Consider the following 16026-nt stretch of genomic DNA (forward strand, 5'->3'; position numbering starts at 1 on the left):
CGGTGCGTCCATCCAGATCGCGTCGATCGACCGGGCCCGCATCCAGTCCGAGGTGTCCTCCGCGGCCGCCCATGGCGCGCCATGGGTCATGCACGATCACCACCTCCGAAGAGGGAGTGGAGTCCTGGCAGAGTTGCCCTTCAGCTGCGAGGCCGTTGCTGGCGAGGGACCAGCGTTGGCGGCTGCACTCCCGTGGTGAGCGCTGCTGCCATGCACCGGAGCCCATCTCCATCAGCTGGGTGGCAGGCAACGGCTCGGCTGGGCCACGTCCACAGAGATGCTCCTGGAAAAACTCCAGCTGCAGCTGATCCAGTCCCCCCTGCCAGTTGAGGTGACTCCAGGCGCCAATGCGCAGCAGGCTGGATCCGCCGGCAGCCGTGGAACGTCTCCAAAGATCCAGCACACCCCTCAGGTGGGGGTCATGCCACCCGCCAATCAAGAGCATCGGCCGCTGCCAGAGCTCCTCGGGCGGCTCGTATCGAATCCATCCTTCTGGCCGCTCTGGGTCGCTGTTCAGCCAGCGCAGCCCCATGCCCATCGGGTCGAAGCGCTCCAGCAAGGCCAGGCCGTCATGCAGAAAGGAGCCGTTCTCGAGGCTGCGGCGGATCTCGATCCACCCTTGCCCATCCCCCTGACGCTGGCAGCGTTGGGCGGCGAGCTGCAGCGCCCAGCCCAAACCCAGGGCCCACCAATGACAGCCCCCCTCGCTGGCCCAATGCAGCCGTTCATCCAGGCCGCACATGGCCGGTGCCAGGGCATCCGGCAGATGCTCCGAACCCGAGACCAGCAGCTGGCTGAGTCCTTGGTAGGAGAAGCCGTAGGTCCCTACCTTTCCGTTGCACCAGGGCTGTTGGCGGATCCAGCGCAGGGTTGCGGTGCTGTCACTGGCCTCCTGCTGGAAGCCGAGGAACTCCCCCTCCGAATCGCCGCGGCCGCGGACGTCTTGGACGAGAACGGCGAAGCCCCCCTTGGCGTACCAACTGGGGTGGGCGTAGGTGACGGTTGACGCGATCGCCCGCCCATAGGGCTGACGCATCAACAGGCAGGGCCAGGGACCTTGGCCCTCTGGCTTCCATAGGGTCGACTTCAGGGCAGTGCCGTCAGAGCAGCGCAGCTGCTCTTGGATCACCGGACTTTCGGGCAATACAGGCCCACCACATAGGTGGAGAGGATTTCGGCGTCGGTGGTGTTCAGACCCTGCTGCTTCGCGACCAGGGCTGTCGCTTCAGGGGAGTTGTAGGAGATGCCCTTGGCGTTGAGACCCTGCAGTTCTGCGCAGAGGGCCTTGGCTTTCTGGGGGTTCTGCTTGACCGACTCCAGCAGCGCAGAGTCCGCCAGCGCCGGAGCGGCCTGGATGAAACAGAGGGTTGCAGCGGCCAGGGACAGGCCGCAAAGGCGGAGGCGTGTCACTGAAAGGACTCCCGATGGATCTATTTGAGGTCGCCTGTGCTACAGCGCTGCGCGCTAGGGGTCACTTCGTCGAGCGACTGGCCGCCTGCGCCCGTTTGATCCAAGTTCGAATCAGGGCGGGTGTGATGCGTGCCGGGGCCATCCCGGTCAGCGAGCGCTCGAGGCGGCCCAGCTGGGTCAAGAGCTGCTGGGGCGATGCCGCCGCTAGGCCCTGACGACTGGCGATCCCCGCGTAGAGCAGGAGGGCCGCTTGGTAGGGCTCAAGATCGAGCTCCACCACCAGCTGGGCCTGACCGCGCAGTTTGCGCAGCTGGCGTTCCAGCGCCCCACCCCGTCTGGAGAGCTGATCGAGCTCCCGATCGGAGAGGGCTGCAATCGCTGGCCAGCTTTGGATGCCGGCTTCGATCAGGACAGCCTGCTCCCTGGCGAAATGGGAGGGAAGCGGATAGGGGCTGCCTTCGCTCACCGCTTGGCGTTGACGCTCACTGTCACGTCGCCCGTGGCCCAATCGCGAACGGCGGTGGCCAGCACCACGGGGCGATCAACGCCATCGCCTTGGGGTTCGACCCGGCGGAGGCGGACTTCAACGGTGGGGTCCTTGCGGCCGCTGCCGCGCAGGTTGCGGGCGACCTGTTCCACGCTGGGTCCAAAGGTCTCGGCAGCGAGGTCCGCTGGTGCGGCCGCCACGACGAGATCAGAGCCGTTGTCGAAGACCACCGGGACACTGACGGCACCCTCCACCACCAGCCTTGGGGCGTAGCTCACGGCAAAGGCCAGGCAGGACAGCGAGAGGAGGACGGTGAAGCTCGTGACGCCCACCAAGCGGAAGCGGAAGCCCCAGCGCGCCAGAAAGGCCACCACGGTGATCAGCAGCAGTCCACCAGCGGCAATCCCCAGCCATTCGCCAGCCGTGAGCAAGAGGGGATCGGCGCGCATGGGGAATGTTCTGGATCAAGAAACACTCTTATATTGCGGCCTTCTCAGCCCCCGAGACCCACGGGCCCAGCGCGCCGCCGAAGGAATCCCAGAACGCGCGGCCCCGCGGCCTCTTCCCTGCCTGCCCTGCTGGCGGCCGCGGGGATCGCGCTGACTTGGTTTGGCCTCGATCGAGTCGCGGCCTGGCAGTACGGCCTGCGAAAGCCCTGGCTCGAGTTCCTCGCCAGTCGCTCCATGGGTCATCCCCTGGAGCTCGGTCCCTATCGCGGATTGCGGCCCCTCGGTCTGGCGGCCGGCGCCAGTCGCTTCAAGCCGGGGCTCGACAACCCATCCACGATCGAGGCCCAGGCGGTTTCGGTCTCCCTGGACCCCCTGCGCAGCCTGCTGACCCGCAGCTGGGTGTTGCAGTTTCAAATTGATCGTGCCCGCGTTGACCTGCGGCGCAACAGCCAAGGTTCCTTCTGGCAACTGGGGCGTGTGCCTGCGGGGGGACAACCGCCCCCACTGACACTGCGTTATGGCTTGAGCGGCGGCCCCGCCCAGGTGCGCATTCACGGGGCGAAGGGTGAGCCGACGTCCCTGGCGCTGGAGGGATCCCTGTCGGTTGATTTGCGCCGGCGGCGTCTGGATACCAACACTCAGCTGCGCAGCCGTGAGGCGGGGCAGCTTCGCGTTGAGGTCCGCAATGACTGGCAACGCCAACGGCTGCAGTTGCAGCTCCAGCCCCAGGCGCTGAAGCTCGCCTCCCTCTTGCCGTTCCTTCCGGGTGAGGTCAAAGCCGATGTCAGGGGCGGGCTCAATGGCCGGCTGCGCCTGGAGCGCACCGCCTCAACGAATCGCTGTCAGGGACAGCTGGATCTGACCGATCTGCGCTGGGCGCCAGGGGGGGCAATGGAGCCCTTGACCTCCGCTCGCTTGGACCTGCGCTGCAGTCCTCAAGGACTGCGCCTGGCCTCTTCCCCCCTGCGCTGGAGTGGTTGGCGCGGCCAGCTGCAGGGTGAGTTTCCCCTGGTGGGGGCACGGTCCAACCAGCTTCAGCTTCAACTCCAGGCCCGTGAGCCCAAGGCGGGCCACCGCTTCAGCGCCGCGCTCGCTGGGCCGCTGGCTGAGCTCCAGCTCCAACTCGATGGTCAGCTGGCCGGTGTGGCCCTAGCCAAGCAACCCCCTCAGCCCTTGGTGTTGAAGGCCCAGGCTCTCCTGCGCAACCAAGCAGGCCTAAGCGCTGAGCTGAAGCGGTTGCTGCTTCGCCAGGGTGGCGGTGAGCTGGTGGCGAGCGGTCAGCTTTGGCCCAACCTCCAGCTCCGCAGTCGGACACTCAGCCTGGGACCGCGTCAGCAGAAGGCCTGGGGCCCTGTCCTTGGCTCGCGTCCGGACCTGCAGCTTGTGCTCAAGCAACTGGGCCCCTGGAGCAAGCCCCAACTGAGCCTTGAGCTCGAGCAACAGCGCAACCCGCTGCTGGGTTCGGTTCGCTCCCAGCTGATCTGGCGCCCCTCGGCCCTGCGGTTGGAGCGCTTCGAGTCGCCCTATCTGACGGCCCAGGGGCCGCTGCCGCTTGGGCGCACGCCGATGGGCCTGGAGATTGACCTTCGGCGCTTTCCCCTTGAGCGCCTCTCTGCGTTGCTGGGGACAGAGCTGCGGGGACAACTCAGTGCCTCGGGGGCACTCCGCGGTTCCCTGCAACGCCTTAGACCCGACCTCACTCTTCAGGCGGAGGCGCCTGGGCTCGGTCCGCTTGGTCTTGATGAGAACTGGGTTGGGACCTTCCAGGGCTTGTCCCTGCGGCTGCAAGTCGAAAACAGCGCCGTTCCTGGAGTGTTGCAGGCACGGCTGACCCCCGGCTGGCAGCTCAGCTCCCTCAGCCTCAAGAGGGCGGGCGGGGCGTTCGCCCTGACGGCGGGCAACCAGCGCTACCGCTGGAGTGCCGAGCGTTTCCCCCTCTCTGGCTTTGACCTGGCCCTTTGGCCAGCGGCCGCCCCCCAACCGTTGTCCGGTTATTTGAGCGGGCAAGGGGCCCTCGCCATGAAGCCCCTCTCCCTCGATGGTCAGCTCCGGGTTGATCAACCGCAGTTGCTTGGATTGTTCGGTCGCTCCCTGCAAGCCAAGGCTGCGCTTCGCCAGGGTCGCTTCAGCCTGGATGGCCAATGGACGGCCCTTGGCTACGGAACGGTTGGCATTCAGCTCAAAGGCCAACAGGCCGGCCCCCTCTGGCTGCGGTTGGAGGCTCGCCAACTCCAATCGCAAACCCTGCAGGAGCTGCTGGCCGCTGTCCCCCATTGGGGGGGACTCCCTCCGACGCCAAGTGGTCGTGCCTTTGATTTGGGCACGCTGGTGTTCAACACCCAGGGCCTGTCCCTGGCGGATCAGCTCACGGCCCTGGCCCAAGCCCAGCGTCAGCGCCAGCGGGCCCAATCGGCGCAAACCAAAGCCGCACTGCAGGACCTGCGGGGGGTGTTGGATGCCGACTTCACCTTGAGGGGGCCATCCGCTGACCGTTTGTTTGTCGACCTCGCGGCCCAAGGACACCTGTGGCTTCAGGGGACGGATCGCGATCTAGCGCTTACGGATCAGCCGACGGTTGTGCGTCTCCATGGGCCCCTCAACCAAGGGGGGGAGTTTGAGCTGGCCCATCTGCCACTGGCACTGCTGGCATTGGTCGCGCCGGTTCCAGAGGGTCTCCGGGGATCGCTTTCCAGTCGCGGTTCCTATCGCCTCGGAGGCCCCAAGCAGCGTCCAGCTTTTGAACTGAATTTGGCCCTGCAGAACGCCTCCCTCAATGGAGAGCGCTTGGCCCTCGAGCGCGGCGAGGTGACGTTGCAGAACAACGAACTCGCCCTCGATTGGGTCTTGCGCGGTGGTGGTTCCTCTGAGGTCGTGGATGTGCGTGGCACGGTTCCACTCTCGGCGTCATCGGATGCCCTCGAATTGCGGATTGGTAGCCGCGGTGATGGTCTGCGCTTTCTCACGGCCCTCTCGGGTTCGGCGGTGCAGTGGAAGCAGGGCAGCGCCGACCTGGAACTCCTGGTGCGTGGCTCCTTGCTCCAGCCTGTGGCGAACGGGTTTTTGCGCTTCAGCAATGGGGTGATGCAGCTGGCTGATCAGACGGTCCGCGATCTCGATGCGGTCCTGCTGTTCGACTTCAGTTCCCTGGAGATGCAAAGCCTGAGCGCTCGCGTCGGCGACAAGGGGCAGCTCAGTGGTAGCGGAGATCTCAACCTCTTTGCCTCGGGTGAGGGTGCGCCAGCACGCCGTCTGAATCTCACTGTTAAGCAAGCCCCGTTCAAGCTGGCGCGGATGGCCGCCGTCGCCGACGGAACCGTCGAGATCGGCGGCAGCCTGCTGCGCCCCGTTCTGGGCGGTGAGCTCGCCCTGAGCCGCGGGGCGATCAACGTTCAGCCCGGTGAGCTCGCCACGGAAGACGCCCCCAGTAAGCCCACCACCGTTCCTGCCCTGCTGGAGTCCAAGTGGGACTTCAACAAACCCCTGCTCGTCATGGGGCGTCAGTTGGAGAGCTCCAGCAGCCAAGACCTGCGGGCCGCCCTGCCCAACTTGGGCTCCGTCAGCTTTGAGCGCTTCCGCTTGCGCTTTGGCCGCGATCTGCGGGTGGAAGTCCCCAACGTCCTGAACTTTGGTGTGGGTGGTTTGTTGACCCTCAATGGCCCCCTCGACCCCAAGATTCAGATCAGTGGCGTCGTACGGCTGCTGCGGGGTCGCCTGGGGCTGTTCACCACCACCTTCAGCCTCGATCCCGACGCCCCCAACGTGGCGGTCTTCACCCCCAGCCTGGGCCTGATTCCCTACGTGGACATCGTCTTGCGCACGCGGGTGTCCGACACCCTCTCGGCCTTTGGCGATGGCAGCAATCGCTCCACCATCTACGACTGGAGCACCAATGGCTCCTTCAACAACGCCTCCTTGACCCCCAACAGCTTTGATCAGCTGCAACTGGTGCGGGTGCGGCTCGAAGTCACGGGGCCTGCGGACCAGTTGGTCGACAACATTCGCCTCTCCAGTACCCCGCCATTACCTGAGGATCGGTTGCTGGCCTTGATTGGCGGCAATTCCCTGGTGGGTCTGGTCGGTGGCAACGCTGGAGCAGCCGTCGCCACCGTGGTTGGACAGTCCTTGCTCTCCCCTTTGGTGGGCAGCCTGACGGAATTGCTGGGCCAGCGGCTCACCTTCGCGATCTATCCGGCCTACGTCTTACCGACGAACTACGACGCCGAATCCAACCGCTCCGGTCAGGTGCCATCGCAGCTGGTTCCCGTCACCGACATCGGCTTGGATGTGAGTGAGCGTTTCAACGCCTCTGTGCTGGCTGCTCCCAACCGCAGCGACATCCCGCCCCAGGTCACCCTCGGCTACCAGGCCAAGCCCTGGTTGGGACTTCAGACCTCCATCGATGCGGAGGCCCGTTGGCAGACCCAGATGCAGGTCTTCTTCCGTTTCTAGCGGCCATCCCAATGAGCGAACTGATCGGAGTGGATGTGGGAGGGACGGCCATCAAGCTGGGCCGCTTCTCCAGCGGCGGTGAGCTGCTGGCCGAGTTGGAATGCCCCACGCCGCAGCCGGCCATGCCCGGCGGAGTGGTGACGGCAATCGTCGATGCGGTCGCTGCCCTCGATCCCGATCGACGGGCCTCGAGGGTGGGCATTGGTTTGCCTGGACCGATGGATGCGGCGGCCCGGGTGGCTCGGGTCTGCATCAACCTGCCGGGTTGGCAGCAGGTGCCCTTGGCGGAATGGCTTGAGCCGCAACTCGGCCGGCGGGTGACCCTCGCCAACGATGGGAACTGCGCCCTGATGGGTGAGGCCTGGCGGGGTGCTGCGGTCGGCTACCGCGATGTCTTGCTGCTCACCTTGGGGACCGGCGTGGGTGGAGGAGTGCTGCTCAATGGTCAGCTCTTCACGGGTCAAGGCGGAGCCGCCGCTGAACCGGGACTGATCAGCGTCAACCCCGATGGCCCCGCCTGCAACAGCGGCAACCGTGGCTCCCTGGAGCAGTACTGCAGCATTGCTGGCCTGCGCCGGCTGTTGGATCAGGACCCCCAAACCCTGGATCGGCTGGCCCGCGCGGGCGACCTGCAGGCCTTGGAGGCCTGGCGGGAGTACGGCCGTTGGCTTGGGGTCGGCTTGAGTTCCTTGATCTATGTCCTCACGCCCCAGTTGGTGCTGATCGGAGGTGGTTTGAGTGCCGCCAGCGCCCATTTTTTGCCCCATGCCCTGGCGGAGGTGGAGCAGCGGGTCCAGGCCGAAAGCCGCCTGGGCCTGGAGATCCGCTGTGCTGCCCTTGGCAACGGGGCCGGGCGACTGGGGGCCGCGCGCTTGGCTCTGGAACGGCTGAATGATTGAGCCCGGCTGGGATGATGCTCACTCGAGCCCCAGAAGTGTGTGAACGTTCCCGATCCATCGCCTGAACTGCTGCAGCGCGCTGGTGGCGTTCGAACCGCTGCGATGGCCCTGGGGCGTTGCAGTGATCAAGAGCGACGGCAGGCCGTCCTGGCGATGGCCGATGCCCTCGAGGCTGAGGCCAGCGCGATCGTCGCGGCCAATGCCGCTGATCTCGAGGCCGCGGCAGCCGCTGACCTGGCGCCCTCCCTGGTGGCCAGGCTGAAGCTGGATGCGAACAAGCTGGCCGGCGCGATCGAAGGGGTACGTCAGGTGGCCCAGCTGCCGGATCCCGTCGGCGTGCGCCAGATGCACCGGGAGCTCGATTCCGGCTTGGTGCTCGAGCGCCTCAGTGTTCCCTTGGGGGTCCTGGGGGTGATCTTTGAAGCCCGCCCCGATGCGGTGATGCAGATCGCCTCGTTGGCCATTCGCTCCGGCAATGGCGCCATCCTCAAGGGCGGCAGGGAAGCCAACCGCAGTTGCACGGCGATCCTCTCCGCCCTTCGCAGCGGATTGGCGGCCTCGGCGGTCGCCCCTCAGGCCCTGGAGCTGCTGACGTCCCGTGAGGAAAGCTTGGCCTTGCTCAAGCTCGATGGCCTGGTGGATCTGATCATTCCCCGGGGGTCCAACGAACTGGTGCGCTTCATTCAGGACAACACCCGCATTCCTGTCCTGGGCCATGCCGATGGGGTCTGTCACTTGTATGTCGACCAGGAGGTTGATGTTCCCCAGGCGATTCGAATTGCCCTGGACGCCAAAACCCAGTACCCGGCCGCCTGCAATGCGATCGAGACCCTGCTGATTCACCGCAGCAGCGCCGCGGCGTTCCTCGAGCAGGCCCTGCCGGCCTTTGCCGAGGCTGGTGTGGAGTTGCGCGGAGATGCCGCCAGCCAGGCTTTGGGGGTTTCAACAGCAGCCGAGGAGTCGGACTGGCGGACGGAGTACTCCGATTTGATCCTCTCGGTCCGCGTCGTGGATGACCTGCAGCAGGCCCTGGATCACATCGCCCGCCACGGCTCACGGCACACCGAGTGCATTTGCACCACCAATGGCGCAACGGCGGAGACGTTCCTGCGAAGTGTGGATAGCGCTGGGGTCTATCACAACTGCTCCACGCGCTTTGCCGATGGCTTCCGCTACGGCTTTGGCGCCGAGGTCGGCATCAGTACCCAAACCCTGCCGCCCCGTGGCCCCGTTGGCTTGGAGGGGCTGGTGACCTATCGCTACCTGTTGCGTGGTGACGGGCACATCGCCGCTGACTACGCCTCCGGCGCCCGCAGTTTCAGCCATCGCGATTGCCCCCTGTGAGCGGTAGCGATCGGATCGTGGTGCGGGACCTGCGCCTTTGGGCCCACGTGGGCGTGCTGCCCCATGAGCGGGAATTCGGTCAGTGGTTTGAACTCGACATCGAGCTCCGTTGGGATCTCAGTGACGCCGCCGCCCGTGACGATGTGACCGCGACCCTGGATTACAGCCGTGCCATTCAGGCCCTGCAGCGCCAGGCCAGGCAGCTGCGTTGTCAGACCTTGGAGCATTGGAGCGGCCTGATCCTGGATCTGCTCGAGGACCTCTACGGCCCGGTGCCGATGGCGATCGAACTGCGCAAATGCCAGGCACCTGTCCCTGGATTTGGTGGCACGGTTGGCGTGCAGCGCAGCCGGCACCAGTCCGCCTGACCGATGACCAAGCGTCCTCTGGTGCTGCTGCATGGGTTGTGGGACACCCCCCGTTTGTTTCGCCGGCTCGAGCAGGCGCTGCTGGAGCGTCAGCCAGACCTGGAGCTCTTTGCACCCCACTTGCCCCATCGCCTGGGCGCCACGCCCATTCGTCAGCTCGCCGCGCAATTGGATCGCTTGATTCAAGGGCGCTTTGGCGCTGAGAGAGAGCTGGATCTCTTCGGGTTCTCCATGGGTGGTGTGATTGCGCGCACCTGGCTGCAGGAGTGGGACGGGGTTCGGCGAACGCGCCGTCTGGTCTGTTTAGGCAGTCCACAGCAGGGAACATTGACGGCGCAGTTGGTTCCTCGCTGGCCCTTGGCAGGCATTGCTGACATGAAGATCGGCAGCGCACTCCTGCGGGATCTCGATGCGGGGAAGCATCACTTGGATGGCTTGCAGTGCGTCAGTTTGTACAGCCGCACGGACATCACGGTGTTTCCTGGTTGGCGGGCGGTTCTGCCCCAGGGGCCGCGGCAGGCCCTGCCCGTTTGGACCCACCGGCAACTCATCGTGAATCCACGGGCGATCGCAACATTGGCTGAGGAATTGCTGGCGCCTTAGCCACAACATTTCCCATCACGGCCGTTGTCGCTCGAGGGAAGCGTGTCTATGGGTAGGCAAAGTTTGAAGGCCCCCTATGTGCTTTTCAGCCTCCGCCAGTTTCACGGCATCGGCGGTTTTGATGCCGTTGGGGCTCTACAGCACCCACGTTGCACAAAAGACAGGAAAACGGGATTACATCCCACTGGCGCTGGTGCCCTTTTTCTTTGGGGTCCAACAGTTTGTTGAGGGTCTGGAGTGGACCGCGATTGACCAAGGCGGAGTGGAGCCGCTGAGCACCCTGGCGGGGCTGGGCTTCCTCTTTTTCGCCTACTGCTTCTGGATGATCTGGATTCCCTGGAGCGCCTGGTCCATCAGTCGATCGACGGATTCCAAGGGGCTGCAACAACGGCTGCGCTGGGTCGCGATTGTGGCAACGGTCTTGGGCATTGCCTTCTACTTGCCCGTGTTGTTTAACCCTCCCGCTCTGCAGCCTGCGGTCCACAGCAACGGTCGTCTGCTCTATGACGTCTCCAATCTGCACAGCATTATCCATAACTTCGTCAACACGGAGCCCGTGGGTGAGCTGGCGTATTGGGGCTTCATTGTTCTCCCCTTGATTGCCCTCTCTGATAAGGCCGTCAAATTGTTTGGGGTCCTGATCTTTGTCTCGATCTTCCTGACCTGGTTGACCTATAGCGCCACGTTTAATTCGGTCTGGTGCTTCTATTGCGCTGTTCTTTCCATCTACGTCATCTGGATTGTGAACCGGCCGGCCTTGCGTGCTGCATCCGGCCGCTAGTTGACGGGGGAGTTGAAGCATGGGAGTCCAAGCAGTACTCGACGCTCTCGGTACTTGGCTCGTTCAAACCGATGTGGGCCTTGGTTTGTTGCTCGTGGTGGGACTGTCGATGTCCCTCTCCCATGTCTTTTCTCTCCTGGCCAATCGCCTCAACCGCCGCCAAATCATCATCCATCTGATTCTTGATGGCCTGATGCTTTCGGTGGCTTTCCTCTTAAGCAGCACCATTGACATGGTTCTGCTGGCCACAAGAGCCAGTGTTCCAGTCCACCCCAGTGCCTTTATTGATGGGGTGGCTGTGTGTTTGCTGCCGGCGGTCTTTTATTTGCTGGTTGCTGCGCCCTATGTCGGTGAAACCATCGGCTTTGCGATTTGGGTGCTGATGCACCTCAACGTGGTGTCGTTGTTGCATGTGCGCTTCGCTCTGCCCTACGGCGAGGCCTTGCTGCTGGCGACTCCTGGCTATGCCGTTGCCGTGTTGCTTGTCTGGTTGTTGTTCCGCCAGAGCTGGCAGGCGGGATACAGCACCCTGGCCTCCCAACTGTCCGATGCCCATGGGGCTTGAGTGATGAACCGGTCATCCCCCGCTCAGCAGGCGGCGATCCAAGCCCAGCAACACAGCACTCGCTCGAGGCTCGCTTTCATTGTGCTGGTGCTCGCCTTGGGGCTGGGGGTGAGTTGGTTTGGTGTGGGCCATGTGCTTTTGGCCCTGCGCTCGGTCTTTGATTGGGCCGACATCAACCTGCTCTTGCGTTGGTCTGGCTTGCTGCTGTTGGTCTTGATTCCGACGGCTGGCATCTATTCCCTGGTCACGCAATTTGCCTTTTGGGAGGGCTGGTTGGAGGGGCTCCCGGATCCCACCGCCCTGTTCCCCACGTCCCCTGCGGCGGCTGAGCATCGCTGTTTTGTGGTGTATCTCGATGGGATTCACCAACTGGAGCGCGATCATCCGCCGCGGGTCTCGGCCTTTCTGCAATTGCTGGATCAGCAGCTCAACCACTCCACCCGGTTGGTGAAGGGCTTAGAGGCCTACACCGTTCTGCCCGTGGCCCTCGCTCAAGACCTCGGCAGTGCCTGGTTTTGGCGTCGCTTGTTTGCCCTGCAGGAGGAGCATCCCAACGGCTGGATCCAGCTGTTGGCTGCCGTTTTGGTTCAAGCCAACAACGTGATCAAGGTGGGGATTTCCTCGGACCACCGCTACGGCCCGATCATGAATTACGAGCTGTCCCTCAAGATCGCGTTGCGGTTGGGGGAGGTCGGGTTTCGGCCTGATCAGGGCCAGCGCATCGTTTTGGTGGGCTACAGCGGTGGTGCTGAGATGGCGATGGGCGTCGCGGAATATCTCCGCCGCATTTGCCGTGCTCCCGTGAGCATCGTCAGCTTCTGCGGCGTGTTCAGCGGCAATCAACTGCTGAGCCAGCTCTCCAAAATCACGATGATCATTGGGAGCCGTGACCCGGTGGCGGCCTTTGGCCGCATTGCCTATCCGGGGCGATCACCGTTGCTCCCCCTGTCGAATTGGAATCGAGCCCTGAAGCACTCCCGCATTGAACGGCGGGAGATTGAGGGCATGAACCACAACGGTTTGAGTGGCCCGTTTGCTGAATTGCACCGCGAGGCCGTCGTTGAGCAGATCGTCCAGGCGATTGAGTCAGAGGACTAGGGCCTGCTGGGTCAACCGGAATGGGCTGCTTTGGGGTTGTGAGGCTTTGAGGCGCCGTTTGGCATCGCGGCTGCCCTCCGCAAAGCAAAAGCCATCGTGGGGCAGCTCTGTGAGGGCGCGGCAGTAGCGCTCACGGGCCCTGTGCTGTGACTCGTGCTGTAGCTGCAGTCCACGGGCTCGCTGCAGGAGTCGTTCTCGCCAGATGGCCCCGAGCAGGCAGGGGAAGAGGTCGCAGCGTCCGTCCATGGCCTGTTGCAACACCGCAGAGCTATCGATGCAAAATCCCAAGGCCCCATATCCCCCAAGCCAGAGCGCATCGGCATCGCTCTGCTGGTTGTGTATCAAGGCCATGAGGTCGCAGAGATCCATCACCTCGAGGAGACGTTCAGCGCAGAACGGCTCCCCCAAGTAGCGGATCGTTCCATTCTCTCGGTCGTTCTGCCAGGGACGATGGAGATCGTTGAGGGCTTCCCAACCGCAGAGCCCCTCGGTGCCCTGGTAGTACTGCAGGCGGATGAGATCGTTGGCCCGTCGCCATTCCAGCTCCAGACAGCTGTGGGGAAGCAAGCTCTGGATGTCCTGCTCCCCCTCCCCAAGCAGTCCAGTGCGGATGGGGAGGGCCAAGGGCACCTGGCTGCACCCCTCTGGATTGGGCAGGCTTGCCCCAAGTCCAAAGCTGGCCACACTGGCGCGCAGCTGGGCCTGAAGGCTCCAGCCCTCCTGCTGCAACCGGCTGAACCAGGCCCTGCAGCTGCTGGCTCCATCGATTTGCCACTGATCCTGCTCCAGCGCGTTGGCTGCGAGGCGATTGAGCACGCGGGCGGCCAGTGCGTTGCGCTCTCGCTCGCTGGCGGACTGTTCATGGTGCAGTCCGGCGTTATGCCAGATGAGCCCGCCGCTGAGGCGCTCGGCCTCTGTGCTGCCTACTTGAGGGTCTGTTGGATCAGTGCTTGATGGATTGAGCCGAAGGAGCTGCTCCAAGCTGCTGGGCAGCTCGGCATCCTGTTGCCCGCGCCAACGGCCCATGGCAGCGGCGTGTTCCCCATTGAGGAAGTGGGGCAGCGCATCGGCCACCGCCCCAAGCAGGGCCGGAGTGAGCAGTTCGCGCTCCACGAGTCCGCCCAGGGTCTGCAAGCGCTGGGGCAAATCCGCCGGAGCCAATTTCCAGCCCTTGGGCAACAGCCAGAGCAGCGGCAGCAACTGTGGCTTGTGGAGCTGGTGGGCGAGGCGTTTGAGCCAATCCGATCGGGTTAAGCCTGAGCGAAAGACGCTCTGATCCAGGGCGTCTTCAAAGGCGAGCAGCGGAACGCCGCAGGACCAGTCCGGATCCAGCTGCAGGGGATCGGCAATAGAGGCGAGGGGGGAGCCTGAAGCCATGGGGCGGCCCATCTCCCCCCATCCTGTAGGCCCTGGACTTAGACGGCTACCAGGCCGGAGTGGCGAATCAGAGCATCGCTACTGGGTTGACGCCCCCGGAAGGCCTCAAACACCTGCTTGGGGTCCAGGCTGCCGCCAAGGCTCAGGACCGTGTTGCGGAAGCGGCGACCGGTCTCGCGAATTTGGTCTTCGTTCTCCAGGCCGACGTCCTCAAAGGCTGCAAAGGCATCGGCACTCAGCACCTCGGCCCACTTGTAGGAGTAGTACCCCGCCGCATAGCCGCCGGCGAAGATGTGTCCGAAGGAGCAGAGGAAGGCGTCCTCGTCGATGGGGGCCAGCACTGAGGTGGTGGTAGCGATCTCCCTTCGGAGGGCCTCCGGTGTCACACCGGACTCCGGCGTCCACTGGCTGTGCAGACGCAGGTCCACCAGGGCGAAGTGCACCTGACGCAGGGTCGCTGAACCGCCCATGAAGGTTCGTGCGGCCAGCAGTTTGGAGAATTCGCTCTCGGGTAGGGCCTCACCCGTTTGCCAGTGACGGGCCATCCCCATCAGGGTGGCGCGGTCGTAGCACCAGTTCTCCATGAACTGGCTGGGCAGTTCAACGGCATCCCACTCGACGCCATTGATGCCGGCCGCCTGGGGGTGCTCCACGCTCGTGAGCATGTGCTGCAGACCATGGCCGAACTCATGGAAGAGGGTCTCGACCTCGTCAAAGGTCATCAGGCTCGGCGTCTCTCCGACCGGCGCACTCTGGTTGCAGATCAAGTAGGCCACCGGCAGGACCACGCTGCCGTCAGTGCCCTTGGAGCGCACCAGGCATTCATCCATCCAGGCGCCACCACGCTTGCTGCCCGGACGGCTGTAGGGATCGAGGTAGAAGCCAGCCACGGGTTGGCCTTGCTCGAGGATGCGGAAGAAACGCACATCCGGATGCCAGATCGGCGCCTCCCCATCGGCCGCCTCGATCCGGATTCCAAACAGTCGCTCGCTCAGGGCAAACAGCCCATCGAGCACCTGCGGTAGGGGGAACCAGGGCCGTAGGGCTTCGCTGTCGAGTTCAAAACTCTCTTGGCGAAGGATCTCAGCCCAGTAGCTGATGTCCCAGGGCTGCAACTCAGTCGCTTCTGGGGCGCCGTGGGCTTGGGCGCAGCTGGCAAGCGCCTGCAGTTCCTGCTGGGCAATCGGGTAGGCGGCGCCGCGCAGGTCCTCCAGCAGCGACTCCACGGCCTGCTCTGAGTCGGCCATCTTCGAGGCAATGCTCAACTCCGCCCAGTTGGCAAACCCCAGTCGCTCCGCCTGTTGTCTGCGCAGCGTCAGGATCTCTTCGATCAGCGGCCAGTTGTTGAGGTCACTGCCGTCTTGACCTGAGGCACGGCTGACGTGGGCCTTGTAGACCTTCTCGCGCAGATCACGCCTGCGGCTGTACTTCATGAAGGGGACGTAGCGGGGCATGTCCAGCCCCATCAGCCACGGCCCTTGCTCAGCACTGGCGTCCTCGTCGCCGGCCTGGCGTGCCGCTTGGGCCAACTGCCCCAGCAGGCTTGCCGGTAGACCTTCGACCTCGGCGGCGTCCGTCAGTCGCAGGGTCCAGTGGTTCGTGGCATCGAGCACATGGTTGCCGAAGCGGGTCGAGAGTTCCGCCAAGCTCTGACTGGCACTGTTGAAGGCCTCTTTGCTGGCGCCACTGAGGCCGACCCCGCGCAGCTTCATATCCCGAAGTTCGGCATCGAGAATCCGTTGTTGGGTGCCATCCAGGCCAGAGCGACCCGCCTCGAGTTGCTGCAGGGCGCGATAGATCACCTGGCTCTGGCCAGCACGGTTGCCGAATTGGACAACCGAGGCCTGTTGGCTGGCATGGGCATCCCGCAGCTCTGGGCTGTTGCAGACCCCGTTGAGGTGACTGACGACACCCCAGCTCCAGCGCAGCCGCTCACCCAGCCGCTGCAGTGGAGCCATCACGTCGTTCCAGCTCAGCGTCTGGTTTTGCTCGAGTCTCTGGCCTAAGGACTGCTCGAGGTCCCCCAGTTCGCTCTCCAGGGCCTGCATCAACGCCGGGATGTGTTCGCTGACGGCCTCTGGGGTGATCGCCTCAAAGTTCGGCAGGCCCTCGCCCCGCAGGATCTCCGCTTGAGCGTTGGCAGCGCTGCTGACAGTCATCGTGGCTGAGGCAAGGGGCCTTGTTCGGCCCATTCCA

At 64.3% G+C, this 16026-nt stretch carries 14 protein-coding genes; 8 read left to right on the forward strand and 6 right to left on the reverse strand.

Annotated features, from left to right (window positions below):
• The 4 genes from QZ186_RS08280 to QZ186_RS08295 all read right to left on the reverse strand — a co-directional run.
• A partial coding sequence (locus QZ186_RS08280; protein ID WP_296416422.1) for a CocE/NonD family hydrolase occupies positions 1-1144 on the reverse strand: 1144 nt, incomplete at its 3' end.
• Positions 1126-1410 (reverse strand): hypothetical protein, encoded by a 285-nt coding sequence (locus QZ186_RS08285; RefSeq protein ID WP_296416423.1) that lies wholly within the window; start codon positions 1408-1410, stop codon positions 1126-1128. The genes QZ186_RS08285 and QZ186_RS08280, both read right to left, overlap by 19 nt.
• Positions 1411-1471: 61 nt before the next feature.
• Positions 1472-1876 carry a DUF4332 domain-containing protein gene (locus QZ186_RS08290; protein ID WP_296416425.1) on the reverse strand — a complete coding sequence of 135 codons (405 nt, stop codon included), beginning with the start codon at positions 1874-1876 and terminating at the stop codon, positions 1472-1474.
• Positions 1873-2346: a DUF2518 family protein gene (locus tag QZ186_RS08295; protein WP_010316733.1), complete on the reverse strand. Its 474-nt coding sequence runs from the start codon at positions 2344-2346 to the stop codon at positions 1873-1875. The genes QZ186_RS08290 and QZ186_RS08295 overlap by 4 nt, the downstream gene beginning before the upstream one ends.
• Before the next feature lie 234 nt (positions 2347-2580).
• Here QZ186_RS08295 and QZ186_RS08300 point away from each other — a divergent pair, with 234 nt between their 5' ends.
• The 8 genes from QZ186_RS08300 (at position 2581) to QZ186_RS08335 (ending at position 12453) form a co-directional block, all read left to right on the forward strand.
• Positions 2581-6795: a translocation/assembly module TamB domain-containing protein gene (locus QZ186_RS08300; RefSeq protein WP_296416426.1), complete on the forward strand. Its 4215-nt coding sequence runs from the start codon at positions 2581-2583 to the stop codon at positions 6793-6795.
• A gap of 11 nt (positions 6796-6806) precedes the next feature.
• Positions 6807-7694, forward strand: coding sequence for an ROK family protein (locus tag QZ186_RS08305; RefSeq protein ID WP_296416427.1), 888 nt, complete (start codon positions 6807-6809; stop codon positions 7692-7694).
• A gap of 39 nt (positions 7695-7733) precedes the next feature.
• Positions 7734-9038, forward strand: a complete 1305-nt coding sequence (locus QZ186_RS08310) for a glutamate-5-semialdehyde dehydrogenase (protein WP_296416428.1) — start codon at positions 7734-7736, stop codon at positions 9036-9038.
• Positions 9035-9406, forward strand: a complete 372-nt coding sequence (gene folB / locus QZ186_RS08315; RefSeq protein ID WP_247478051.1) for a dihydroneopterin aldolase — start codon at positions 9035-9037, stop codon at positions 9404-9406. Before QZ186_RS08310 ends, folB begins: the two co-directional genes overlap by 4 nt.
• A gap of 3 nt (positions 9407-9409) precedes the next feature.
• Positions 9410-10009, forward strand: coding sequence for an alpha/beta fold hydrolase (locus tag QZ186_RS08320; protein ID WP_247478052.1), 600 nt, complete (start codon positions 9410-9412; stop codon positions 10007-10009).
• A 76-nt stretch (positions 10010-10085) separates the two neighbouring features.
• Positions 10086-10790: a DUF6629 family protein gene (locus tag QZ186_RS08325; RefSeq protein ID WP_296416429.1), complete on the forward strand. Its 705-nt coding sequence runs from the start codon at positions 10086-10088 to the stop codon at positions 10788-10790.
• Between the two features lie 19 nt (positions 10791-10809).
• Positions 10810-11355, forward strand: a complete 546-nt coding sequence (locus QZ186_RS08330; protein WP_296416430.1) for a hypothetical protein — start codon at positions 10810-10812, stop codon at positions 11353-11355.
• Positions 11356-11358: 3 nt separating this feature from the next.
• A complete protein-coding gene (locus QZ186_RS08335; protein WP_296416431.1) occupies positions 11359-12453 on the forward strand; it encodes an alpha/beta hydrolase in 1095 nt (364 codons plus the stop codon).
• Here QZ186_RS08335 and QZ186_RS08340 read toward each other — a convergent pair.
• On the reverse strand, positions 12442-13830 hold the full coding sequence (locus QZ186_RS08340; RefSeq protein ID WP_296416433.1) for a hypothetical protein: 1389 nt from the start codon (positions 13828-13830) through the stop codon (positions 12442-12444). The two genes, QZ186_RS08335 and QZ186_RS08340, sit on opposite strands and share 12 nt — an antisense overlap.
• A gap of 38 nt (positions 13831-13868) precedes the next feature.
• Complete coding sequence (locus QZ186_RS08345; RefSeq protein ID WP_296416435.1) at positions 13869-15989, reverse strand: M3 family metallopeptidase; 2121 nt, start codon at positions 15987-15989, stop codon at positions 13869-13871.
• Positions 15990-16026 lie beyond the last annotated feature (37 nt).

The organism is Vulcanococcus sp. DEBay_Sum29NL08_54, from assembly GCF_017859255.1.
In the GTDB taxonomy this organism is placed as follows: Bacteria; Cyanobacteriota; Cyanobacteriia; order PCC-6307; family Cyanobiaceae; genus Vulcanococcus.